Source organism: Centipeda periodontii DSM 2778 (assembly GCF_000213975.1).
GTDB lineage: Bacteria > Bacillota > Negativicutes > Selenomonadales > Selenomonadaceae > Centipeda > Centipeda periodontii.
In genome coordinates this window covers 2,186,377-2,208,376 of sequence record NZ_GL892076.1, presented here as the reverse complement: position 1 = coordinate 2,208,376, position 22,000 = coordinate 2,186,377, and the positions used below count along the sequence as shown (strand labels likewise).

General features: G+C 58.3%; 24 protein-coding genes. All 24 read left to right on the top strand.

The features are described from left to right. Positions 1 to 60 precede the first annotated feature (60 nt). The 24 genes from HMPREF9081_RS10040 (at position 61) to sufC (ending at position 21,995) form a co-directional block, all read left to right on the top strand. On the top strand, positions 61 to 786 hold the full coding sequence (locus HMPREF9081_RS10040) for a WecB/TagA/CpsF family glycosyltransferase (protein WP_006307167.1): 726 nt from the start codon (positions 61 to 63) through the stop codon (positions 784 to 786). Positions 787 to 1,045: 259 nt separating this feature from the next. Further along, positions 1,046 to 1,678, top strand: coding sequence for a phosphatidylserine decarboxylase family protein (locus HMPREF9081_RS10035; RefSeq protein WP_040395028.1), 633 nt, complete (start codon positions 1,046 to 1,048; stop codon positions 1,676 to 1,678). Then, positions 1,675 to 2,388 (top strand): CDP-diacylglycerol--serine O-phosphatidyltransferase, encoded by a 714-nt coding sequence (pssA, locus tag HMPREF9081_RS10030; RefSeq protein ID WP_006307165.1) that lies wholly within the window; start codon positions 1,675 to 1,677, stop codon positions 2,386 to 2,388. Before HMPREF9081_RS10035 ends, pssA begins: the two co-directional genes overlap by 4 nt. Before the next feature lie 6 nt (positions 2,389 to 2,394). Continuing rightward, positions 2,395 to 3,669: a glycosyltransferase family 2 protein gene (locus HMPREF9081_RS10025; RefSeq protein ID WP_006307164.1), complete on the top strand. Its 1,275-nt coding sequence runs from the start codon at positions 2,395 to 2,397 to the stop codon at positions 3,667 to 3,669. Positions 3,670 to 3,721: 52 nt separating this feature from the next. Continuing rightward, entirely contained in the window at positions 3,722 to 4,102 is a 381-nt protein-coding gene (queD, locus tag HMPREF9081_RS10020; RefSeq protein WP_006307163.1) for a 6-carboxytetrahydropterin synthase QueD, read from the top strand. Position 4,103: 1 nt separating this feature from the next. Further along, positions 4,104 to 4,835 (top strand): 7-carboxy-7-deazaguanine synthase QueE, encoded by a 732-nt coding sequence (locus tag HMPREF9081_RS10015; protein WP_006307162.1) that lies wholly within the window; start codon positions 4,104 to 4,106, stop codon positions 4,833 to 4,835. Between the two features lie 88 nt (positions 4,836 to 4,923). Next, positions 4,924 to 5,745 (top strand): amidohydrolase family protein, encoded by an 822-nt coding sequence (locus HMPREF9081_RS10010; RefSeq protein WP_006307161.1) that lies wholly within the window; start codon positions 4,924 to 4,926, stop codon positions 5,743 to 5,745. A gap of 13 nt (positions 5,746 to 5,758) precedes the next feature. Next, positions 5,759 to 6,229: a peptide deformylase gene (gene def, locus HMPREF9081_RS10005; protein ID WP_006307160.1), complete on the top strand. Its 471-nt coding sequence runs from the start codon at positions 5,759 to 5,761 to the stop codon at positions 6,227 to 6,229. Positions 6,230 to 6,234: 5 nt separating this feature from the next. Continuing rightward, positions 6,235 to 7,173, top strand: a complete 939-nt coding sequence (fmt, locus tag HMPREF9081_RS10000; protein ID WP_040395602.1) for a methionyl-tRNA formyltransferase — start codon at positions 6,235 to 6,237, stop codon at positions 7,171 to 7,173. After that, the gene (locus tag HMPREF9081_RS09995) at positions 7,170 to 8,012 is read left to right on the top strand and encodes a DUF116 domain-containing protein (RefSeq protein ID WP_006307158.1); all 843 of its coding nucleotides are present in this window, start codon (positions 7,170 to 7,172) and stop codon (positions 8,010 to 8,012) included. The genes fmt and HMPREF9081_RS09995 overlap by 4 nt, the downstream gene beginning before the upstream one ends. Further along, the gene (rsmB, locus tag HMPREF9081_RS09990) at positions 8,012 to 9,358 is read left to right on the top strand and encodes a 16S rRNA (cytosine(967)-C(5))-methyltransferase RsmB (protein WP_006307157.1); all 1,347 of its coding nucleotides are present in this window, start codon (positions 8,012 to 8,014) and stop codon (positions 9,356 to 9,358) included. Before HMPREF9081_RS09995 ends, rsmB begins: the two co-directional genes overlap by 1 nt. Next, positions 9,355 to 10,395, top strand: a complete 1,041-nt coding sequence (gene rlmN, locus HMPREF9081_RS09985; RefSeq protein ID WP_006307156.1) for a dual-specificity RNA methyltransferase RlmN — start codon at positions 9,355 to 9,357, stop codon at positions 10,393 to 10,395. Before rsmB ends, rlmN begins: the two co-directional genes overlap by 4 nt. Before the next feature lie 77 nt (positions 10,396 to 10,472). Continuing rightward, complete coding sequence (locus HMPREF9081_RS09980) at positions 10,473 to 11,219, top strand: FHA domain-containing protein (RefSeq protein ID WP_006307155.1); 747 nt, start codon at positions 10,473 to 10,475, stop codon at positions 11,217 to 11,219. Beyond that, a complete protein-coding gene (locus tag HMPREF9081_RS09975; protein ID WP_006307154.1) occupies positions 11,219 to 11,662 on the top strand; it encodes an FHA domain-containing protein in 444 nt (147 codons plus the stop codon). Before HMPREF9081_RS09980 ends, HMPREF9081_RS09975 begins: the two co-directional genes overlap by 1 nt. Positions 11,663 to 11,666: 4 nt before the next feature. Further along, a complete protein-coding gene (locus HMPREF9081_RS09970; protein WP_006307153.1) occupies positions 11,667 to 12,380 on the top strand; it encodes a Stp1/IreP family PP2C-type Ser/Thr phosphatase in 714 nt (237 codons plus the stop codon). Then, on the top strand, positions 12,377 to 13,651 hold the full coding sequence (locus HMPREF9081_RS09965) for an FtsW/RodA/SpoVE family cell cycle protein (protein ID WP_006307152.1): 1,275 nt from the start codon (positions 12,377 to 12,379) through the stop codon (positions 13,649 to 13,651). The genes HMPREF9081_RS09970 and HMPREF9081_RS09965 overlap by 4 nt, the downstream gene beginning before the upstream one ends. Further along, entirely contained in the window at positions 13,644 to 15,053 is a 1,410-nt protein-coding gene (locus HMPREF9081_RS09960; protein WP_006307151.1) for a peptidoglycan D,D-transpeptidase FtsI family protein, read from the top strand. The genes HMPREF9081_RS09965 and HMPREF9081_RS09960 overlap by 8 nt, the downstream gene beginning before the upstream one ends. 72 nt (positions 15,054 to 15,125) lie before the next feature. Then, entirely contained in the window at positions 15,126 to 16,874 is a 1,749-nt protein-coding gene (gene pknB / locus HMPREF9081_RS09955; protein ID WP_006307150.1) for a Stk1 family PASTA domain-containing Ser/Thr kinase, read from the top strand. 7 nt (positions 16,875 to 16,881) lie between these two features. Then, entirely contained in the window at positions 16,882 to 17,757 is an 876-nt protein-coding gene (gene rsgA, locus HMPREF9081_RS09950) for a ribosome small subunit-dependent GTPase A (RefSeq protein WP_006307149.1), read from the top strand. A 9-nt stretch (positions 17,758 to 17,766) separates the two neighbouring features. Further along, the gene (rpe, locus tag HMPREF9081_RS09945; RefSeq protein WP_006307148.1) at positions 17,767 to 18,474 is read left to right on the top strand and encodes a ribulose-phosphate 3-epimerase; all 708 of its coding nucleotides are present in this window, start codon (positions 17,767 to 17,769) and stop codon (positions 18,472 to 18,474) included. Positions 18,475 to 18,484: 10 nt separating this feature from the next. Further along, a complete protein-coding gene (gene queC / locus HMPREF9081_RS09940) occupies positions 18,485 to 19,171 on the top strand; it encodes a 7-cyano-7-deazaguanine synthase QueC (protein ID WP_006307147.1) in 687 nt (228 codons plus the stop codon). Next, the gene (gene folE2, locus HMPREF9081_RS09935) at positions 19,171 to 19,962 is read left to right on the top strand and encodes a GTP cyclohydrolase FolE2 (protein ID WP_006307146.1); all 792 of its coding nucleotides are present in this window, start codon (positions 19,171 to 19,173) and stop codon (positions 19,960 to 19,962) included. The genes queC and folE2 overlap by 1 nt, the downstream gene beginning before the upstream one ends. A 22-nt stretch (positions 19,963 to 19,984) precedes the next feature. Further along, entirely contained in the window at positions 19,985 to 20,965 is a 981-nt protein-coding gene (locus HMPREF9081_RS09930; protein ID WP_006307145.1) for a lysylphosphatidylglycerol synthase transmembrane domain-containing protein, read from the top strand. 271 nt (positions 20,966 to 21,236) lie between these two features. Beyond that, positions 21,237 to 21,995, top strand: a complete 759-nt coding sequence (gene sufC, locus HMPREF9081_RS09925) for a Fe-S cluster assembly ATPase SufC (protein WP_006307144.1) — start codon at positions 21,237 to 21,239, stop codon at positions 21,993 to 21,995. Positions 21,996 to 22,000: the final 5 nt, after the last annotated feature.

Below are 22,000 nucleotides of genomic sequence, written 5' to 3'. Positions count from 1 at the left end.
TTAATGGGGAGGGCGTCGCTCTAGGCGCTCTCTTTTCGTGATACGGGAGGGGAGTTCTCCTTGTCAAAACGGGTCAATATACTTGGTGTCCATGTCGATGCAGTTACGATGGCAGAGGCTGTTGCCGCTGTTTCCTCCTATATGGATGAGCGCGCGGGCGTGATGATCGCCACGGCGAACGCGGAAATGATCATGCGCGCGACGCACGATCAGGAACTCGGTGATATTCTCAATGCCGCGGCACTCGTCGTGCCCGACGGCGCGGGGACGGTCTGGGCGGCACGCCATCTGGGGCACGCGATGCCTGAGCGCGTGGCGGGCTACGATCTCGCGCAGGAACTTCTGCGTCGCGCACCCGCAGAACATCGGCGTGTCTATTTCTTCGGCTCTGCGCCCGGCGTTGCGGAGAAGGCAAAGGCGAAGGCAGAGAAACTCTATCCCGGCATTGAAATCGTCGGCGTGCGTGACGGCTTCTTCAAAGAGGCGGACAATCCGGCAATTATCGCGGAGATTAAGGCAGCGCGTCCGGACTTGCTGCTCGTTGCGCTCGGCGTGCCGAAACAGGAGAAGTGGATCGCTGCGCATCTGGAGGAACTGCATGTGCCTGTTGCGATCGGTGTCGGCGGGACGCTCGACGTGATGGCGGGTGTGATGAAGCGCGCGCCGCGTTGGATGCAGAAGGCAAAGCTCGAATGGCTCTTTCGCGGGATGCTTCAGCCGAAGCGCGCGGGGCGTCTGCTCGCTCTGCCGAAATTCGTGCTGAAGGTGCATTCTTCGCGAAAATAAAAATCGTATCTGTGGACAAAGAATAGGCTTTCCATTATAATTGAGGGAAGTGTAACACGCCGTATGTACTCCTCGCAAACACCTCGTTACGCAAACGGTCGTACACTTATCTGCCTAAATACCTGCGGATTCCAAACGCGCTTCGCTTGAACGAATAAAATCCGCAGGGGGCAGAACGTGTACTTTTCCCGTTTGCTTCACTAGGGTTTGCTTAGGAGCACAAGCTGGCTCAGACTTTTTTATAAGGAGGCGGATGCGCATGGTCATTGTAAGCGAGGGCTATAAATTTATCGGCGCGGCGCTTATACTGGCTGTTATTCTCGGATTCTTTGCACATCCGTACGCGGCAATTCCGTTCGTCGTACTTGCGTGCTACTTCGCGTATTTCTTCCGCAGTCCCGCACGCGAGATTGTGCAGGACGCAAATCATATTCTCTCGCCTGCAGACGGAACCGTTACGGAGATCTCACCCGTCGGTATGGATGACTTCGTGGGCGAGAAGTGCAACAAGATCGTCATCTTCATGTCGGTGTTCAACGTGCACGTCAACCGCAGTCCGATCCACGGTGAGATCAAGCTGCAAAAATACTACTGTGGGCGCTTTCGCCCTGCCTATAAGGATGAGGTTGGCTTTGAGAACGAACACCACCTCATCGGCATCGATCGCGGCGATCTGCGCATCACGGTGAAGCAGATCGCGGGTATCCTCGCGCGCCGCATCGTCTCGTGGGTGACGCTTGACGACAAGCTGCGGCAGGGGGATATCTACGGCATGATCCGCTTCGGCTCGTGCCTTGAGATCGTGATGCCCGAGCGGGCGCAAATCCTTGTGCAGAAGGGCGAAAAGGTGCAGGGCGGCAAAACCGTTCTGGGGAGGCTCGAAGGCGAATGAATTACAGACGGTTTCTGCCGAATCTCTGTACGGCGATGAATCTTGTCTTTGGTATGTGTTCCATCCTTTCGACGGTCGAGGGGCATCTCGACTGGGGCGCGCTCTTTATCTTCTGCGCACTCATTGCCGATGGTCTGGACGGACGCATTGCGCGCGCGTTCGGCGTGTCGAGCGAGTTCGGCAAGGAGATGGACTCGCTCTGTGACCTCGGCTCGTTCGGCGTCGCGCCCGCGCTGCTCGCGTGGACGCTCGCCCTGCACCACTATGGCGTTCTCGGCGCCCTTGTGACGATCTTCTTTGCCGTCTGCGGCATGTGGCGTCTCACGCGCTTCAATGTGAATGCGAGTGTTGTGCACGGCTATTTCATGGGGCTTGCAATTCCGGCGGGCGGCAACCTCGTCGCCATGTCGACATGGCTCTTTTTGGAACTTGGCGTTGACCCGACTTCGTTCGGAATGATCTATCCGATCGCCGTTGCCGTTACGGCGTATCTCATGGTCAGTCATGTCCACTATCCCGACTTCAAGGGCGGTGGGGAGAAGATTTATATGGCGTCCAAAATCTTTGCGCTCGTTATCTTCGCCGCAATCCTGTATTTCGGCAGCGCGGCGATTCTGCCCGCCGTCTTTGCGGGGATCTTTGCGACCTACGCACTCTTTGGGATTGTCAATCATACGATTGCCGTTATGACGCGCGCAAAGGAAGGCTGAGCCCGCATGACTGAGTTCTTTCAATTTGTTTCGCACTATCTTCCGGCACATATCTTTGATATTGTGATGGTTCCGATGCAGATCATTCTTCTGCTCTTTACGCTCTATTTCTTTTTCATTGGCTTCTGCTGCCTCTGGCGGCGCAAGGAGAAAAAGATCCTGACGCCGGAAAAGACATTTGCCGTCGTGGTTGCCGCGCACAATGAGGCGGCGGTCATCGGGCAGCTGATCGAGAACCTGAAACGCCTCGACTACCCCGAGGAGTTGTACGACATCTATGTTATTGCAGACAACTGCACGGACGAGACGGCACAGATCGCGGGGGACGCGGGCGCAATCGTCTGTGAACGCACGCATCCGACGAAGAAGAGCAAGGGCTTCGCGCTTGAGTGGATGTTTGAACGTCTCTTCGAGATGGACAAGGAATATGACGCGATCGCAATCTTCGATGCGGACAACCTCGTCCATCCGAACTTCCTCAAGGAGATGAACAATCGCCTCCTTAAGGGGGATAAGGTCATTCAGGGCTTTCTCGATGCGAAAAATCCCTATGATACGTGGGTTGCGGGCACATTTGCCATCGCGTTTTGGGTCATTGATCACATCTCGCATCTTGCGAAGACAAACATCGGGCTCTCCGCATGTCTCGGCGGCACGGGTATGTGCATTACGACGGACGTACTCAAGCGCCACGGTTGGCGCGCGACCTGCCTCACGGAGGACATGGAGTTTACGATGAAGCTGCTCGCCGAGGGCATCAAGACGACGTGGGCGCATGATGCCATCGTCTACGATGAGAAACCGCTGACGTTCAAGCAGGCGTGGAATCAGCGTCGCCGCTGGGCACAGGGGCAGTTCGATGTGGCGCACCGCTTTATTCCGACGATGATCCGCGAGGGGTGGAGGCGGCGCGACATCCGCATCTGGGATGGCTGCATCTATCTGCTGCAGCCGCACTTCCTCATGATGTCGACGTTTTTCATCATCATCAGCTATGTGCAGCTTGCCTTCCCGCCGTTCTATACGAGCATTTATAAGTTCCTGCCGTCGCAGCTGATGACCGCCATCATGATCGGGCAGTATGTTCTGCCCATGATCATCCTTATCAAGGTACGCGCGAAGCTCAAGGCATGGTTCTATCTGCTGCTCTATCCCGTGTTCATCTACTCGTGGATTCCGATCATCTTCCTCGGATTCATCCACCGCAACGAGCACGAGTGGAGTCATACGAAACATACGCGCGCCATGAGCATGGATGAGGTCATGAGCGATGTGAAGTGAAAAAGAGGCTGCTGCATAAGTGCGGCAGCCTTTTCCATAAAAGGAGAACAATATGTATACATTACGCGTCGAGGGCGCGTTCGAGGCGGCGCACCGCGTCGTGAACTACCCCGGCAAATGCGACCGTCTGCATGGGCACAACTGGGTCGTCGAGGCGACCTTTCAGGGTACACAGCTCGATGAGCTCGGTATGCTCATTGACTTCAAGATTGCGAAAAAGGCACTCGCCGCAGTATTGGACGACTTCGATCACTACTATCTGAATGACTTCCCACCGTTCAATGAGGGCGTGAACCCGACGGCGGAGAACCTTGCGCGCATCATCTTCGAGCGCCTCGCTGCACGCGAAGAAGTCGCGGCATCCCCTGCGGAGCTGACCGCGCTGACCGTCTGGGAGTCGCCGAAGTCCTCCGTCACCTATACGAAGGACTGATATGCGCGAGAACATCATCGAAATCTTTTCCTCCATACAGGGGGAGGGGAAGTACGTCGGCTGCCGTCAGATCTTCGTGCGCCTTGAGGGCTGCAATCTCGACTGTACCTACTGCGACACGGAGAACGAGATCGGACGCCATCCCGTCTGCATGGTGGAGGAACGGGCGGGTACGCATGAGCTCGTTCCATACGAAAATCCTCTTTCGGTGGAACAGGCGGCGGAGATTGTCGCGCGTCTTGTGGCCGATGTCCCACATCACTCCCTCAGCATCACGGGCGGTGAGCCGCTGCTCCATGTGCCGTTTATCAAGGAACTTGCCACGCATATCGACCTGCCCGTTTTCCTTGAAACAAATGGAACGCTCGACAGGGCTCTTGCAGAGTGCATCGACTGCATTTCGCACATCAGTATGGATCTGAAACTGCCCGATGTCCTGTCCGCGCCTGTCTGGGATGCGCACGCACGCTTTCTCGAAGTTGCACGAGCCAAGGATGTCTATGTCAAGGTCGTCGTCGCCGCAGATACATGCGCGGATGATGTGGAGCGTGCGGCGCACCTCGTCGCCGAGATCGCACCCGCGACGCTCCTCATCCTCCAACCCGTCACGCCTTACGGCGGCTGTACTGTGCCGTCTCCCGCGCGCCTCCTCGAACTCCAGCGCATCGCCCTGCACCATCTCACCGATGTCCGCGTCATCCCGCAGACACATAGGATGATGGATTTGTTGTAAAATGGCTCATCTATCACGAAAAACTATTGACGGATATGTTAAACTAAACGGATAGTGATTTCTTAGTTATTTTAGAAAGTGAATATACATGAAGATCATTGATGCTCATCTGCACTTTGGCAGAGGGGAGTATTTTGATACGGTGGCGCGGGCTGCGGGGCATGAGAATACGGAGGAGGCGCTGCGCCGTGATTTCCGTGCGGCGGGCATTGTCCACGGCATCATCATGGGCAATCTGCCCGTAGAGGAGACGAGTCCGAACTATCCTGATATCTTTCATTACTGTGTGGGCATCGGGGGCGACGGTGTGACGGAGATCGCGGCGGGGCGCATCGAAAAGCTCCTGCCCGCACTCGAACAGCATCTAAAAAGCGAGCGGTGCGTCGGCATCAAGCTCTATCCGGGCTATCATTATTTCTATATCTATGATGATATGCTTGCGCCTATATACGAGCTCGCGGCGCAGTACAAGAAGCCCGTTGCCGTGCACACGGGGCTGACGGCGACGGAGAAGGCACTGCTGAAATACGCGCACCCGAATGTGATGGACGAGGCAGCGACAAAGTTCCGTGCGGTGCATTTCGTCATGTGTCATTTTGGCGAGCCGTATTTCACGGATGCAGTCGCCGTGATGGAGAAGAATCCAAATGTGAGTGCCGATCTCTCGGGGATGCTTGCGGGTAAAATTAAGGATTTTGAGCTATTCTGTGCGCGTAAGAAGTTCTATATCGAGCAGCTGCACGGCTGGCTCGCGTATTTGAATGCGTACGATCGCCTGATGTTTGGGACGGACTGGCCGCTCGCGAATTTTGACGACTACATCGCATTCACGAAGCTGCTCATCCCCAAGGAGTATTGGAATGCGGTGTTCTATGACAATGCCGTGCAAATCTATAACTTGCACTTGTAAATGAGGAAATTCTATGGCAATCTTGGAAATAAAAAAGGCGGGCGATCCCGTACTGAAACAGATAGCTGCGCCGATTGACCGCCTCACGAAGCGGCATCGGCAGCTGCTTGATGATATGGCGGAGACGATGTACTCCGCCGATGGCGTTGGGCTTGCCGCTCCGCAGGTGGGGAAATCCCTGCGCATCGTGGTGATCGATGTGCAGGACGAGCATGGTCTGCTCGAACTTGTGAATCCCGTTATCACGACGCGCGAGGGTACGGTGGTGGACTCGGAGGGGTGCCTCTCCGTGCCGCAGGTCTACGGCGATGTGGAGCGCGCCGAGCGCGTGACGGTGGAGTATACGGATCGGCGCAGCCGCAGGCGCAGCCTGACGGCGGAGGGGCTTCTCGCGCGCTGCATTCAGCACGAGTGCGACCATCTCGACGGCAGACTTTTTATCGACATTGCGATCAATCTGCGCAAGGAGGAGGAAAAGGGGTGACGAAGATGCGTGTCATCTTTATGGGAACGCCGGATTTTGCCGTTCCGACGCTTGCGGCGATTGTGGCACGCCCCGATCTCACAGAGGTCGTCGCCGCCATAACGCAGCCCGACCGTCCGCGTGGACGCGGACAGAAGCTCGTGCCGTCACCCGTGAAGGCGTGGGCGTCAGAGCATAATATCCCCGTACTGCAGCCCGTGCGTGCGCGTGATGCGGCGTTTGTCGCGCAGCTGCAGGCGTTCAAACCTGATGTGGCGGTCGTGGTAGCGTTCGGTCAGATCCTCTCGCAGGAGGTGTTGGACATCCCCGTGTATGGCTGCATCAATGTGCACGCCTCACTCCTGCCGAAGTACCGCGGCGCTGCTCCGATTCAGCACGCCATCATGGCGGGTGAAACGGTGACGGGAATCACGACGATGCAGATGGATGCGGGCCTCGATACGGGCGATATGCTCCTGTGGCGTGAAGTACCGATCCATGCAGATACAACATACGGAGCATTGCATGATACGCTGATGGAAACGGGCGCGAACCTTCTCGTTGAGACGCTTGAACAGCTTGCGGCAGGGACGCTCGTGCGGACACCGCAGACGGGTGAATCCTGCTACGCGGGGCGCATCACGCGCGAGACGGCTGTGATCGACTGGTCGAAAACGGCGCGGGAACTGGATGCCTTTGTGCGTGGGCTGAACCCGACGCCGTACGCGCAGACGAGCCTTGACGGTGCTGTCTATAAGATCGGCGCACTGCACTCCACGGGGCATGCGACGAGCGCACCTGCGGGCACGATTGTTGCCGCCGACCGCAGGGCTGGACTGATCGTTGCGGCGGGCGATGAGGACGTGGAGATCACAGAGATTCAGGCACCCGGCAAGAAGATGATGGCGGCACGATCCTTTTTGAACGGTTGTGCACTTCCTGTCGGCGGAAGGTTTTCGCCATGAGTGAACAGACATTGACCGTGAACGGCAGGACGGCGGGGGAGAAAAAGAAGATTGCACTGCCGTCACGTCCGAAAAAGCGACTCTTCATCGGTATGCTGCTCCTTGTGACAGGGCTTGCGGCGATGCTCCTCTTTGGGATCTGGTACATCGGCGTGCCGGGGCTTGAGCGCATTCAGCCCGCATTGCCGTGGATCATTGGAGGTATGCTCACACTCCTCGTCCTGCTCTCCTTTTTCGGCATCTTCAATATGGTGCTCGCGATTGCGGGACTGCCGTATCTGCCGTGGATGAAGCGGCAGACGTATGAGCTGATCAACCTGCTCTTTCCCGCCGCTGTGCGCCTTGGTGCAGTATTCGGTGTAAAACGCAGGAAACTTGAGGGCTCGTTTATTGCCGTGAGCAATTTGCTCTTTCACCGTATGCACATCCGTGTGCCCGCAGAGCGTCTCCTCGTCGTGACACCGCACTGTCTGCAGCTCGCGAGCTGCCCACATAAGGTGACGCGCGATCCGAACAACTGCAAGCGCTGCGGCGGCTGCAACATCGGCGATCTCGTCGCACTTGCCGACGAGATGGGCTTTCACTTCTTTGTTGCGACAGGCGGCACGCTCGCGCGCCAGATCATCTACAATATGCGACCGAAGGCGGTGCTTGCGATTGCGTGTGAGCGCGACCTGATGAGCGGCATACAGGACGTGTTTCCTCTGCCCGCAGTCGGTGTGCTCAACATCCGCCCGAACGGTCCGTGTTACAACACGAGCGTGGATATGAGCGAGGTGCGCCGTCAGCTTGAGGAGATCATTGAGCCGTCATCGGACGATACGAGGAAGGGCGCGTAATGCAGAGATACCGTGAGGAAAAAATCGACCGCGTGCGGGAGCTTGCGATGCAGGTGCTCCAAAAGGTGCACGTCGAGGGTGCATACGCGAATGTCGCACTTGCAGAGACGCTGCGCGAGATCAAGCTGACGGAGCGCGACCGCCGCTTTCTGACGGAGCTTGTCTACGGCGTCGTCAAGGCGGGAGAGTCGCTCGACTACCGCATCGGGAAATACGTCGCCGACATTCGAAAGGCACAGCCTGCCATTCGTGAGCTGCTGCGTCTCGGTTTCTATCAGATCTTCGAGATGGATCGCGTGCCGCCCTCTGCCGCATGCGATACGGCGGTGGAACTCGCGAAAAAACACGGGCGCAGGGGTGCGGATTCCTTCGTCAACGGTGTTCTGCGTGCGGCTCTGCGCGAACCCGAGCGTGCGGCGTATCCAACCGGAAGGGATGCGAGCTCTCTTGCACTTCGTACGGGACATCCCGTGTGGATGGTGGAGCGATGGATGCGTGCCTACGGATACGAGCGGACGGAGGAGCTCTGCCACTGCAACAATACGAGTGCGCCGCTCTCCATGCGCGTGAATACGCTGCGCACCAATCGTCCCGCGCTGATGGAGCAGTTCACGGCAGCAGGTGCGCAGGTGCGTGCCTCGCTCTATGCACCCGAGGGGGTTGTGCTTGACGCGCACGGCGCACTGGATGAACTTACGCCCCTGCGTATGGGACTGGCACAGGTGCAGGATGAGAGCTCGATGCTCGTTGCGCATGTGCTTGCACCGGAGCCGGGCATGACGGTGATCGATGCCTGTGCCGCACCGGGCGGCAAGACGACCCACATCGCACAGCGCATGGAGAATCGAGGGCGCATCCTCGCATTTGACATCTATGAGGAGAAGATCCGACGCATCGAGCGCAATGCACAGCGTCTCGGCATCTCTATCATGGAAGCGCAGATGTGCGATGCGCGCGCGATCGGTGCCGCGTATGCGGGACAGGCAGATCGCGTGCTTGTGGATGCGCCCTGCTCGGGACTTGGTGTGCTGCGCCGCAAGCCCGACGCGCGTTGGAAAAAGAGTCCAGAAGACGTGAAGACCCTGCCGCCGCTCCAACGCGCCATTCTTGCAAGCGCCGCAGAGGCGGTGAAGAAGGGCGGTATACTTGTCTACAGCACGTGTACGATGGAGGAGTGTGAAAATGCCGCCATCGTCGCGAACTTTCTGCGGACGCATACCGATTTTGTGCTTGAGGAGACGGGAGGCTTTCTTCCTGTGCAGAAAACGACGGAGTGCATGGTTCAGATCATGCCGGAGACGGATGGTCCCGACGGCTTCTTTATCGCGCGCATGAGGCGTCTATGAACATCTTTGGACGGACGAAGGAGCAGCTTGCCGCTGCGCTCAAAGAACATGACATTCCCCGCTTCCGCGCAGATCAGATCATCCGCTGGATGTATCGGCGCGGTGCGGTTTCTTTTGATGTCATGGACAATCTCGCAAAGCCGCTGCGCGCGCAGCTTGCGGAATACTTCTCCATCGAGCGCCCGAAGGTCGTCTCGCGTCTGCACTCTGCGGACGGCGCGACGCTCAAGCTGCTCTACGAGTTTGCGGACGGGCAGACGGCGGAGACCGTATTGATGCGTCATCCGTACGGCAACAGCGTCTGTATTTCGACGCAGGCGGGCTGCCGTATGGGCTGTGCATTCTGCGCGTCGACACTCCACGGTTTGCAGCGCAATCTGACGGCGGGGGAGATCGCGGCGCAGGTGATCGGCATCTCGGACTTTCTGCGTACGGAGGGGGCACGCGTCGATACGATTGTCGTCATGGGTTCGGGCGAGCCGCTCGAAAACTATGACAATGTGATCGCAGCGCTGCGCCTGCTGCACGAGGAATATACGATTGGGCTCGGCTATCGCGGCGTGACGCTCTCGACCTCGGGGATTGTACCCGGCATCGAGCGACTGGCGGAGGAGGGGATTCCGATCTCGCTCTCGATCTCGCTGCACGCGCCGACGGAGGAGCTACGGAGTCAGATCATGCCTGTCAACCGCATGTACCCACTCGCGGATGTGCTGCGTGCAGCGCGTATGTATGCACAGCGGACGAAGCGACGCGTCACCTACGAGTATATCCTGATTCGTGATCTGAATGACGGCGTGCACGAGGCGGAGCAGCTGGCAAATCTCCTCAAAGGGCAGCTGGCGAGTGTCAATCTCATCCCCATCAATCCCGTGTCGGAGCGCAATCTCTTCCGCCCCGACAAGGCGGCGATCCGGCGCTTTCAAAAAATTCTTGAGGAGCGGCACATCACAGCAACCCTGCGGCGTGAGATGGGGACGGATATACAGGCGGCGTGCGGACAGCTTCGCAATCGTCTGATGGAAGCGGGACTGTAAATTCTTGTGTTTTTATGGTATGATATAAAAGTTCATAAAAACAATTTCGTTCATTAGCCAAAGGAGAGTATTGCACGATGATCGAACGCGTGGAATCTTTTCTGGAAGATCATATCGAAGGTTTCTTCAATCGCAAGTTCAGCAGTCATCTCGAGCCGGTCGAACTCATCAAGGGCCTTGAGAAGGAGGCAAAGAAGCAGGGCGCGGGCGGCGTGCTCGCGAATGCGTATGTCATCTCTCTTGGGACAGAGGATTATCAGCGCCTTTGTTCACACCGTGTGGCGGATGAGCTGGGCGTTGCACTCAAGAAGTACATCATCCGCGCCGATCTTACCATGGATGGCAAACTCAGCATCTGTTTTGCACTGGATGAAAGTCTCCGTACGGGTTCTTATCATCTTGTGGCACGGACGCAGCAGGCGTGTGTTCCCGTGCAGGAGGCAAATGTTTCTGATGACACGATGGCGCAGACCATTGTGCTCGAGCGCCCCTCGTTGATGGAGGCGCGTTGCCTGAATCTCCCGCCTGTGCATGAGATTGCGACACTCACTGTGCTCAGCGGTGCCGATGAGGGGATTGCCGTACGCCTCGGTGAGCGCAAGATCTATATGGGGCGTATGGCGCAGAGCGAGTTCATCCTGACGGACACGAATGTTTCGCGCGTCCATGCGTGGATTGCGTACGAGTCGCACCGCCACGTCCTCTACGATGCCGGGAGCCGCAACGGCAGCTTTGTAAACGGGACACGTGTCGAGATACAGCGCCTTCGTGACGGTGATGAGATCCGGCTCGGTACGACGGCACTGCGCTATGGGGTGCTCTGATGCCGGCGCTCGCACTTAAAGTCCTGCGCGTGCTGCTTGAGTACGGCGCGCTCCTCTGGCTCGCCTATGTCGTCGTTCGGCTTGGGCATGTGATGTTTTCATCGCTGCATACAGATCTCAGGGAAGCAGCACGCCTGCCGCAGCAATCTGCCGGAGCGGCTTCCTTTGTCGCAATCGCTGGCGAGGGACTGATCGGGCAGCGCTTTCCCGTGGTGCATGAGCTCACGATCGGACGCAGTGCGGACAACGATATCGTGCTTGCGGATAATTTTGTGTCCCATCATCATGTCTGTGTCTATCAGAGAGAAAATGCGTACATCGTGGAGGATCTGGGCAGCCGCAACCACACCTATCTGAACGATGGGATCTTGACGGGGCGGGCGTATCTGCGCGTGGGCGATGTCCTGCGGATCGGTGCCGTTGCCCTGCGTTTTGAGAGGTAAACACATGATAGAGATTTCGAGTGCATCGGATATCGGACGCGTGCGAACATCGAACGAGGACAGCTACGGCGTGTTTTCACCCGCCGTCTATGTCGTTGCCGACGGGCTCGGCGGGCATGCGGCGGGTGAGGTTGCGAGCCGCATGGTGGTCGCTGCCGTGCACGACATGGCGAACGAGGGGCAGGAGATTGACACGGCGGCGCTTCAGAGTGCCATTTTGCGTGCCAATCAGCAAGTGTTGGACGCCTCTGCGGGAAACTCCTCATATGAGGGCATGGGGTCGACGGCGACCGTGCTCCATGTGGATGAACATGCGGGGATGGCGTACTATGCGCACGTCGGGGACAGCCGTCTCTATCTTCTGCGGCGCGGGATCTTTCGTCAGGTTTCGCGTGACCACTCCTATGTGGAGGAACTTGTCGCGCGCGGGGAACTCAGCGAGGCAGAGGCGCAGCACCACCCACGCAAGAACCTTCTCCTGCGTGCCGTCGGCATTGAGGAGCGCCTCCATGTGGATGGGGATTCCTTTCCGCTTGAGGCGGGTGACCGGCTTCTCCTCGCGACGGACGGATTGACCAATATGGTCGGGGACGATGAGCTTGCAGCGATCCTCGGAGGGGAATTCACGGGGCTCGCAGACCGCATGGTGGCGCAAGCGCTCGCGGGAGGAGGCAGTGACAATATCACGGCGATTGCACTCGCCTATGAGCCGTCATGACGAAGGGGCTGAAATTTGCGCCCGTGGGGATGCTCCTCTGTGCACTCGCTGTCCTGTTCCTGAAACAGGGAGCAGGCGCACCGGGCTGGGTGTTTGACTGGCACGTGCAGCTCGCATATCTGCCGTGGCTTGCGCTCCTCCTCTGTGCGGGGGCGGCAAGCTATGTGCTTGCAGCACGCTGCAATCTGGACTGCGTCCCGCTCGCGCTTGCCTACGTGCTCCTCGCCGTCGGGCTTGCTGAAATTGCGCGGCTGAAACCGGATCTTTTTGAGGCACAGCTGCGCTGGGCATGCGTCGGCATCGTGCTCTGGGGAATTGTCATTCTTCTTTGGGAGCGCGTGCGACGCATGCTCGACTATCCGTATGTGCTCGGGATTGCAACGACACTTGTGCTGCTCCTGCCGCTGATCTTCGGCGTAAGCATCGGCGGCAATAAGAACTGGCTCACATTCGGCTCGTTTTCCGTGCAGCCGTCTGAGTTTGGCAAGATCTTGCTCATCTTTTTCCTCGCGGCGTATCTTGCCGACCATCTTGCCGTGCTGACGCTTCCGGCGCGCCGTTTCCTCTTTCTCCATCTGCCGCCCGTGCGTTTCATCGCACCTCTTATTGTGCTCTGGGGGCTCGCCGTGCTGATGTTTGTGATCGCCCGCGACCTTGGCTCAGCACTGCTCTTCTTCGGGATGGCGGTGCTCATGACCTACATGGGAACAGGGCGCAAATCCTACGTATTCCTCGCAGGGGGATTCATCCTTGTCGCAGCGGCACTCAGCTATGCACTCTTCGGACACGTCCGCGTGCGCTTCGATATCTGGCTGCATCCGTGGGCGGATCCAAACGGCATGTCTTATCAGGTCGTGCAGTCGCTCTTTGCCATCGGCTCGGGCGGAATCTGGGGTACCGGCTTTGCCGAGGGGCATCCGCTCCTCATTCCGGAGGTGCATACGGACTTCATCTTTGCGGCGATTGCCGAGGAGTTCGGACTCTTCGGTGCTGTTCTCGTCCTCCTCGTTTACGCGCTCCTCTTCTGGCGGGGCAGTCGGATCGCGATGAGACTGCCGCATGTGTCGGAGTCCCTGCTTGCAGCGGGCTGCGCTGCGAGCCTCCTTCTGCAGGCATTCATCATCACGGCGGGCGTGACGAAACTCCTGCCGCTCACAGGGATCACGCTGCCGTTCGTCAGCTACGGCGGCAGTTCGATGGCGGCGAGCTTCATCCTTATCGGCATTCTGACGGCGCTGTCCGGGGAGGTCAAGGAGGCGGCGGATGGCTGATCGGAAAATCCGTAAACATATCGCGGTCGTCGCTGCGTTCCTGCTGGCACTGATCGCGGTTCAAATACTCTATTTGGCAAAAGTCAGTGTTTGGGACGGTGATGAACTCGCGGCGCATCCGCTCAATACGAGGACGGCGCTCATGGAGAAGGACATTGTGCGGGGGCGTATTGTCGATCATGAGGGACGCGTGCTTGCGGAGAGCTCGGCAGATGGTTCCCGCTCCTATCCGTATGGCAGAATACTCGCCCCCGTGACAGGCTATCAAACCGAACGCTATGGCGCTACGGGTGTGGAGCAGGTGGAGGGACAGGCACTCAGCGGCGTCACGGCAGATGTGGCACATATGGGGCCTCTGCGCACACTCCTGCGTGCGGATGCGGGCTATGATGTGCGGCTGACTGTGGACGCGAAACTGTCGGAAGCGGCATGGAATGCACTCGGATCGCGGCACGGCGCTGTTGTCGTTATGGATGCGTCGACGGGCGCAGTCCTTACTATGGTGAGTGCACCCTCGTTCGATCCTGCCTCGGCAGAGCGGCACTGGGATGAACTTTCGACACGTGCAGACAGCCCGTTGCTGAACCGCGTGACGCAGGGGCTCTACCCGCCCGGCTCGACGTTCAAGACACTGATCGCGGATGCGGCGCTCACGGCGGGGGTGACGAATCCCGACGAGGTGTTCACCTGTACGGGCGAGCTCGCCATTGGCTCGGACTATGTTCTGCACGAGAGTCACGGTGAGGTGCATGGCAGGCTGCGCCTTGCGGACGCGCTGCGTGAGTCCTGCAATGTCACCTTTGCGACACTTGCCCTGCGCCTCGGCGGAAAAGGGCTCGCGTCGGCGTTTGAGCGGTTCGGCATCGGCACAGAACTCGCTGACACGGAAATTTCGATGGCGGTAGCGCATGTGCCGGAGTTGAAACAGCTCGCGGATGGAGAGATCGCACAGATCGGCATTGGGCAGGGCGCGCTTCTCGTAACGCCCATGCAGATGGCACTCGTTGCGGACGCGTTTGCAAACGGCGGGCGTATCATGCAGCCATATCTCGTCGAGCAGGTTTTGACAGCGCAGGGGACACCCCTTTACGAGGCAAGCCCCACTGTTTGGCGGACGGCTACAACGGCGCAGCGTGCCGCAGTCATCGACGGCTGGATGGCGGATGTCGTTGCGGCGGGCACGGGCACGGCAGCGGATGTTGCGGGCGTGCGCGTTACGGGCAAGACCGGCACGGCAGAGAATGCGAGCGGTACGGATCATGCGTGGTTCATCGGCTCGGCGGAGCGCGGCGGACACAAGATTGTCATGGCGGTTCTCGTTGAGGAGGGCGGCTTTGGCGGCAGAGCGGCGGCAGGAATTGCGCGTACGATCATACAGCAATATTTTGAAGGGCTGCAATGAGTTTTCATCAGATACCCTTTCTTGAGATAGAGACCTCGGCAATGCATGGCAGAAGTGTTAGGAGGAAGGAACATGGTTGAGCGCGTCTTGGATGGACGCTACGCGCTGGAGGTGCTTGTGGGCAGCGGCGGCATGGCAGATGTCTATCGGGCAAAGGATCAGCTCTTGGAGCGCACCGTCGCCGTCAAGATTCTCCACCAGCAGTACGAGAATGACAAGGAATTCATCGAGCGCTTTCAGCGCGAGGCGAAGGCAGCAGCGCGCATCACGCATCCGAACATCGTCAATGTGTACGACGTCGGCATTGCCGAGGGACGGCACTACATCGTCATGGAATATGTTCCGGGACGCACGCTGAAGGAACGCATCAAGGAGGAGGGACCCGTGCCCGCCGCAGAGGCTCTGCACATTGCACGCCAGATCGCAGGGGCGCTCGCACAGGCACACATAAACAACCTTGTTCACTGTGATATCAAGCCGCACAACATCCTCGTCATGCCCGACGGCAACGTAAAGGTCGCGGACTTCGGCATTGCACGCGCGGTCACGGAGTCCACAATGACCTACAACGACAACATTATGGGCTCGGTGCACTACTTCTCGCCCGAGCAGGCGCGCGGGACGATCATCACGCCGAAGTCCGATGTTTACTCGCTCGGCGTCGTGCTCTATGAAATGCTGACGGGACGCATCCCGTTTGACGGCAACACGGCTGTGAGCATTGCGCGCAAGCATCTCGAGGAGGAACCGCAGCCGCTCCGCTCCCTCGTCCCGAATATACCGCCCGTCGTGGAGGCGCTCGTGACACGCATGATGGCAAAGGACCCGGCACTGCGTCCGGACAGTCGTCTGCTCGTTCAGGACATCACACGTGCGGAACAGATGATGCGCGGCGATACGTCTGCGATGCCCGTATTCGACCCCGACGCGACGCGCGTTCTCTCGCCTGTCGAGGCGCAGGAGATCGGTGCCATTGCCGAGGCGGAGGAGGAGGCTGCGGCGGCGGAGGAGAAATCCTTCTTCCGCACGAAGAAATTCAAGTTTGGGCTTGTTTTCATCCTCCTGCTGGGGTTCTTTACCGGATTCTTCCTGAGCTTTGGCAAATTCTGGAGCTCTGTGGAGATCACGGTACCCGATGTGACGGGCAAGCAGCTCACGCTTGCGCGGCAGATTCTCGAGGATCAGCATCTGCGCGTCACGGTTGCGGAGACATTTGACGCTTCCGTGCCCGTGGGCGTTGTTGTCTCGCAGACGCCGGAGGCAGGGTCGACAGTCAAGGAGGAGCGCACGATCACGATCTACGTCAGCAAGGGCGGCGAGGAGATGGAGATGCCGAATCTGCGCGGACTGAAGCAATCGGAGGCGATTGACAGGCTGCAGCAGATGGGGCTGCGCCTCGGCTCTGCCTATGAGACATTCTCCGATGAGGACGCCGGCACCGTCATCTCGCAGGATCCGCGCAGTGGAACGCGCATCAGCAAGGGGCAGTCCGTGGATATCACGGTCAGCAAGGGGCAGAAGATCAAGAAAGTCAGCGTTCCCAATGTGAAGGGCGTGCCCTCGGATCGTGCACATACAATGATCGAGGGAAGCGGATTGAAGGTTGGCAGCGTTTCGGAAGAGGCGAGCACGCAGGCAGCAGGCACCGTCGTCAGCCAGTCGCCGGCGGCAGGGGTGGAAGCGGACAGCGGCAGCGCCGTGAGCCTAGTCATTTCGAGCGGCGGAAAGTCCTCCGGTACAAAGGAAGATACGAAGGGCAACAGCAAGAAGAACGACAAGGATCCCGCCGGACGCCGTATCCAGACGGAAAAGACAGAATAGGGAGTGCATGGTGGCAGAGCGCGGACGTATCCTGAAGGTCTACAACAATGTACTTCACGTCGCTGCAGAGGATGGTGTCCTGTTCTGCAAGCTGCGCGGCAGGGTGAAGAAGGGGCGCAGCGATATGGGGCTCGTCCCCGGCGATATCGTCACATTTGAACGCATTTCAGCGGGGGAAGGCGTGATCGAGCGCATCGAAGCGCGCACGAATCTCCTGCAGCGTCCGCGTGTGGCAAATCTCACACAGATTGTCATTACGGTCGCGGCGGCATCGCCCGACCCACATCCCCTCGTTGTGAGCCGCTTCCTTGTGCTTGCGGAGCTCTCGGGCGTGAAAAAAATTGTGCTCTGCGTGAACAAGATGGATCTCTGCACAGGTGATCCTGCGTCGTATCTTGCGGAATACGAGGCGGCGGGCTATTCCGTTCTGCGCGTTTCGGCAGCGGGTGGTACGGGACTCGATGATCTGCGCGCGCACCTTGCGGGGGAGATCAGCGTGCTCGCAGGACCATCGGGTGCGGGGAAATCCTCGCTGCTCAACGCGCTTGATCCGACGCTTGCCCTCGCAACAGGGGTGGTCAGCGAGAAGATCGGGCGTGGACGTCACACGACGCGGCGCGCCGAACTGCTCCCGTTTATGGGCGGGTATGTGGTTGATACGCCGGGCTTTACGCAGCAGGAAATCACGGACACTGCGCCGGAAGAACTTTCGGACTGCTTTCCCGAGTTTTCCCACCATACAGGTTGTCGCTTCGCCCCGTGCAGCCACAGCCACGAGCCGGACTGTGCCGTCAAGGCAGCAGTTGCGGCCGAGGAAATTTCGCGCGAGCGGTATGAGGCATATCTCGCGCTCTTGAATGAACTTCGCATGAAAAGGAAATAGGAGAATACAATGGCACACGAACATGAACACGAAGAAGAAATGATGGAAGAAGAGCACGTTCACATTGAGCGTCCGACGATCATCGCACCGTCCATTCTCTCGGCAGACTTTGCCAATCTTGGCGCGGATGTGCGCCGTGTGGAGGAAGCGGGTGCGGAGTACATCCACATTGATGTGATGGATGGGACGTTTGTGCCGAACATCACGCTCGGCCCCTGCGTGGTCGAGAGCCTGCGCAAGGTGTCCAAGGCGGTCTTTGACGTGCACCTTATGGTCGAACATCCGGAGACGCACATCGAGTCCTTTGCAAAGGCGGGGGCGGACATCATCACGTTCCACGTCGAGGCGACGCGTCACGCGCATCGCGTCATCCAGCAGATCAAAGCGGCAGGATGCAAGGCGGGCATTGCGCTCAACCCCGGCACGTCGATCTACAGTCTGGAGGAGTTGATCGACGATGTGGATATGGTGCTCCTCATGACGGTCAACCCCGGCTTTGGCGGGCAGAAATTCATAGAGAATACACTCGGCAAGATTCACGCGCTCTATCATACGGTCATGGACAATGAACTGGACGTCGATATCGAGGTGGACGGCGGAATCAATGCAGAGACGGCAGAGTCCGTGCGATCGGCAGGTGCGAACGTGCTCGTCGCGGGCTCGTACATCTACGGTGCGAAGGACATTGCCGCCGCTGTCGCTTCTCTGCGCGGGTGAGAGGGAAAACATGGGTGAAAAAGCGGTAATCCTCCTCTCGGGAGGGCTCGACAGCTGTACCTGTATGGCGGTTGCCTGCGCGGCGGGCTATGAACTCTATCCCATCAGCTTCGACTACCATCAGCGGCATGACCGCGAGCTCGATTGTGCCAAGCGTATTGCAGAGCACTATCATGCAGTAGAGCATCTTATCATTGAAACGAATATGAACGCGGTCGGCGGTTCTGCATTGACGGATGATGCGATTGCGGTGCCGGAGGGGGATGCGGAACGGACGGACATTCCCGTGACCTATGTGCCTGCGCGCAACCTCATCTTTCTGAGCTATGCGCTCGGCTACGCAGAGCGCGTCGGTGCGGCACATCTCTACATCGGCGTCAACTCCGTAGACTACTCGGGCTATCCTGACTGCCGTCCCGAATTTATTGCGGCATTTCAGGCGGCGGCGGACGCCGCGACGGCTGCCGCAACCGAGCGCGGGCGGCGTATCATCGTCGAAACGCCGCTGCAGCATCTCTCGAAGGGAGCGATTGTGCAGCTCGGTACGAAGCTTGGCGCGCCCTACGAGCTGACGACGAGCTGCTATCGCGGTGGAGCAGAGGCTTGCGGTGTCTGTGACAGCTGCGTTCTGCGTCTGCGCGGGTTTGCCGAGGCGGGGCGGCGCGACCCGATTCCGTACGCAGCAGGAGTGCGATAATGCTGGACGTACAGAATCGAGAGGACAGCCGCGGCATCGCCATTCAACGCGTCGGCGTCAAGGAGGTGCGCCTGCCCTTCCTCATCAAGAAGCAGGCGGGAGGCTATCAGCAGGTGCTCGCACGCATCGCATTCACCGTTTCTCTGCCGATGGAGTTCAAGGGCACGCATATGAGCCGCTTCCTCGAAATCCTCCTGCCGTGGAGCGAGAAACCGCTTGCGGAGGAGGAGATGGACGCGATGCTCACGGAGGCACTTGACCGTCTCCATGCCGAGGAGGCCGAAGTTTCGCTCGCATTTACGTATTTTATCGAGAAATGTGCTCCCGTCAGCGGTCGTATGTCGCTGCTCGACGTGGATGCCTCCTTTACGGGGCGAAAGCGGCGCAATGAGCCGATGCAGTTCGAGCTTGGGCTTACGATGCCATTTACCTCGCTCTGCCCGTGCAGCAAGGAGATCTCTGCGTACGGAGCGCACAATCAGCGCTCTATAGCGCGCGTGCGGCTCCGCTATCACGAGGGTGTGCCCTGCATCTACATCGAGGAACTGGCAGCACTCCTTGAGCAGCAGGGGTCTGCGCCTATCTATTCGCTGCTCAAGCGTGCGGATGAGAAATACGTCACCGAGGCGGCGTACGAGAATCCGAAATTCGTTGAGGACATCCTGCGCGACACAGTTCTCGCCCTGCGCGCACAGCCGGGACTTGCCTATTTCTCGCTCGAATGCGAGAATGAGGAGTCCATTCATAACCACAACGCCTTTGCGGCGCATGAAGAATACATATCCAAGTAAGGGAAGGGGGAGCGCGTAGGGCATGAGTAAATTTGCACGGCGTTTTCTCCTACTCCTTACGCTCGTTGTCGGTATCTCTGCCGCCGTTATCTACACGACGGTGGACATCAATACACTGCACAATCTGACGCGCTTTCACTCGTGGTCGCTTCTCCTCGCACTCCTTGCCGTCGGGCTGGGCATGTTCTTTGACGGCAGCCGCCTCATGCACCTCGTTAAGATCTCCAACGAAAAAATCACCTTGTACCAAGCAGTACAGGTAATCTTCGGCAATTATTTCCTTGCGCTCCTCACACCGGGGGCGACGGGCGGCGCGGTGGCGCAGGTCATGTTCCTGCGTCACGCGGGGGTGCCTACGGGCAAGGCGGCAGTGCTTGTCATCGTGCGTACGCTGCTTTCGATCTTCTTCCTCGCACTCTGCATGCCGTTTATCTTTCTGCACGACGAGGGCATCGTGCCCGGCGTATCGAATGACATTCTGATGGCGATTACGCTTGCGGCATTTTTGGGGATCGTATTCATTGTCGTAGGCGCACGGCGCGGCTTTCTCGACTATATCGTCGTCTGGATTGCACGCCGGCTGCGCGACAAGAGGCGACACCAACTATTCGGACTCTACCGCGATACGAAGAGTGCCATCTCGCTCCTCCTCGGTGCGCCGCGTCAGATGCTCGTCGTCTTTGTCGAGTCGGGGCTGAACCTCCTCTGCATCTACGCTGTCGTCCCATGCCTCCTGCTCGGTCTCGGCGTCACGGATGCGGACTGGTACACCGTCATGGGGCGCATGATCTTCCTCAACATGCTCCTCTACTTCAGCCCAACGCCGGGCGGCTCCGGCATCGCCGAGGGCGGCTTCGTCCTCCTCTTTGCGGCGACCGTTCCCGCCGGCACGGTCGGCATTGTCGCCGTCTGCTGGCGCCTCATCGCCGAATATCTCCCGTTCCTCATTGGCTTTTACTACACCGTCACCGTCTTTGGACGTGAATTCTTGCGGCGGTATTGATGAGATGCGAAAAAACATGCGTCGAGATGATGGCGCTGAATATATCGGTGGTTCCTTAAGAACGGGGACTGTTGTACGGAGGTTGATCCTCCTACAATGGTCTCCTCTTTTTGTGAAAAGGAATCTCAATTATTTGTTTTGTTTATAGATCGTGCTTAAGGTTATTGACTTTTTATATGAAAGCAAATACAATGATGAAAACGTAATCCTGAGTATTTTTGTAAGGATTAAGGAATCACTGATATATAAGGATATATAAGGAGAGTTTAGTATGGCAGAGGTATTGCTGCAAATAAAGGATCTTCACGCGGGCGTAGAGGGCAAGGAGATTCTAAAGGGGCTGAATCTCACCGTTTGTAAGGGTGAGGTGCATGTCATTCTCGGGCCGAACGGCTCCGGGAAGTCGACGCTGATGAATGTCATCATGGGGCATCCGAAGTATGAGGTGACGGGTGGAAGTCTTGTCCTCGAAGGGGAGGATATCGGCGAGCTGCGCGCATTTGAGCGTGCGCGTCGTGGACTTTTCCTTGCATTTCAGTCGCCGGAGGAGATTCCGGGGATCACGGTGGAGAATATGATCCGCACGGCGCGCCAGATGATTACGGGCGAGCGTGTGAAACTCATGCCGTTCCGCAAGGAACTGAACGCGATGATGGCGGAGCTGAAGATCGATCCGAGCTATGCACAGCGCTATCTGAATGTCGGATTCTCGGGCGGTGAGAAGAAGCGCAGCGAGGTGCTGCAGCTGCTCATGCTACAGCCGAAGCTGGCATTGCTCGACGAGACGGACTCAGGTCTGGATGTGGATGCGGTGCAGATTGTGTCCGAGGGTGTGGCGAAATTCCACACGGCGGAGAACTCCTGTATCATCATCACGCACAATGCGAAGATCCTCGATAAGCTCAAGGTAGACCGTGTGCATGTCGTTGCGCAGGGCAAGATCGTGCGCGAGGGTGGTGCGGAACTCGTTCAGCAGATCAATGACGAGGGGTTTGCCCGTATCCTTGCGGATCAGGATAAAGTGGGGTGAGCCGA

Bases quoted from the DNA above. Each gene is read 5' to 3' on its own strand.
- HMPREF9081_RS10025 (WP_006307164.1), top strand. From the start codon at position 2,395: ATGACTGAGTTCTTTCAATTTGTTTCGCACTATCTTCCGGCACATATC.
- HMPREF9081_RS10015 (WP_006307162.1), top strand. From the start codon at position 4,104: ATGCGCGAGAACATCATCGAAATCTTTTCCTCCATACAGGGGGAGGGG.
- def (WP_006307160.1), top strand. From the start codon at position 5,759: ATGGCAATCTTGGAAATAAAAAAGGCGGGCGATCCCGTACTGAAACAG.
- HMPREF9081_RS09970 (WP_006307153.1), top strand. From the start codon at position 11,667: ATGATAGAGATTTCGAGTGCATCGGATATCGGACGCGTGCGAACATCG.
- HMPREF9081_RS10035 (WP_040395028.1), top strand. From the start codon at position 1,046: ATGGTCATTGTAAGCGAGGGCTATAAATTTATCGGCGCGGCGCTTATA.
- HMPREF9081_RS09975 (WP_006307154.1), top strand. From the start codon at position 11,219: ATGCCGGCGCTCGCACTTAAAGTCCTGCGCGTGCTGCTTGAGTACGGC.
- HMPREF9081_RS10010 (WP_006307161.1), top strand. From the start codon at position 4,924: ATGAAGATCATTGATGCTCATCTGCACTTTGGCAGAGGGGAGTATTTT.
- fmt (WP_040395602.1), top strand. From the start codon at position 6,235: ATGCGTGTCATCTTTATGGGAACGCCGGATTTTGCCGTTCCGACGCTT.
- HMPREF9081_RS09960 (WP_006307151.1), top strand. From the start codon at position 13,644: ATGGCTGATCGGAAAATCCGTAAACATATCGCGGTCGTCGCTGCGTTC.
- HMPREF9081_RS09965 (WP_006307152.1), top strand. From the start codon at position 12,377: ATGACGAAGGGGCTGAAATTTGCGCCCGTGGGGATGCTCCTCTGTGCA.
- sufC (WP_006307144.1), top strand. From the start codon at position 21,237: ATGGCAGAGGTATTGCTGCAAATAAAGGATCTTCACGCGGGCGTAGAG.
- HMPREF9081_RS09980 (WP_006307155.1), top strand. From the start codon at position 10,473: ATGATCGAACGCGTGGAATCTTTTCTGGAAGATCATATCGAAGGTTTC.
- queD (WP_006307163.1), top strand. From the start codon at position 3,722: ATGTATACATTACGCGTCGAGGGCGCGTTCGAGGCGGCGCACCGCGTC.
- rpe (WP_006307148.1), top strand. From the start codon at position 17,767: ATGGCACACGAACATGAACACGAAGAAGAAATGATGGAAGAAGAGCAC.
- HMPREF9081_RS09995 (WP_006307158.1), top strand. From the start codon at position 7,170: ATGAGTGAACAGACATTGACCGTGAACGGCAGGACGGCGGGGGAGAAA.
- pknB (WP_006307150.1), top strand. From the start codon at position 15,126: ATGGTTGAGCGCGTCTTGGATGGACGCTACGCGCTGGAGGTGCTTGTG.
- pssA (WP_006307165.1), top strand. From the start codon at position 1,675: ATGAATTACAGACGGTTTCTGCCGAATCTCTGTACGGCGATGAATCTT.
- HMPREF9081_RS09930 (WP_006307145.1), top strand. From the start codon at position 19,985: ATGAGTAAATTTGCACGGCGTTTTCTCCTACTCCTTACGCTCGTTGTC.
- rlmN (WP_006307156.1), top strand. From the start codon at position 9,355: ATGAACATCTTTGGACGGACGAAGGAGCAGCTTGCCGCTGCGCTCAAA.
- folE2 (WP_006307146.1), top strand. From the start codon at position 19,171: ATGCTGGACGTACAGAATCGAGAGGACAGCCGCGGCATCGCCATTCAA.
- rsgA (WP_006307149.1), top strand. From the start codon at position 16,882: ATGGTGGCAGAGCGCGGACGTATCCTGAAGGTCTACAACAATGTACTT.
- queC (WP_006307147.1), top strand. From the start codon at position 18,485: ATGGGTGAAAAAGCGGTAATCCTCCTCTCGGGAGGGCTCGACAGCTGT.
- rsmB (WP_006307157.1), top strand. From the start codon at position 8,012: ATGCAGAGATACCGTGAGGAAAAAATCGACCGCGTGCGGGAGCTTGCG.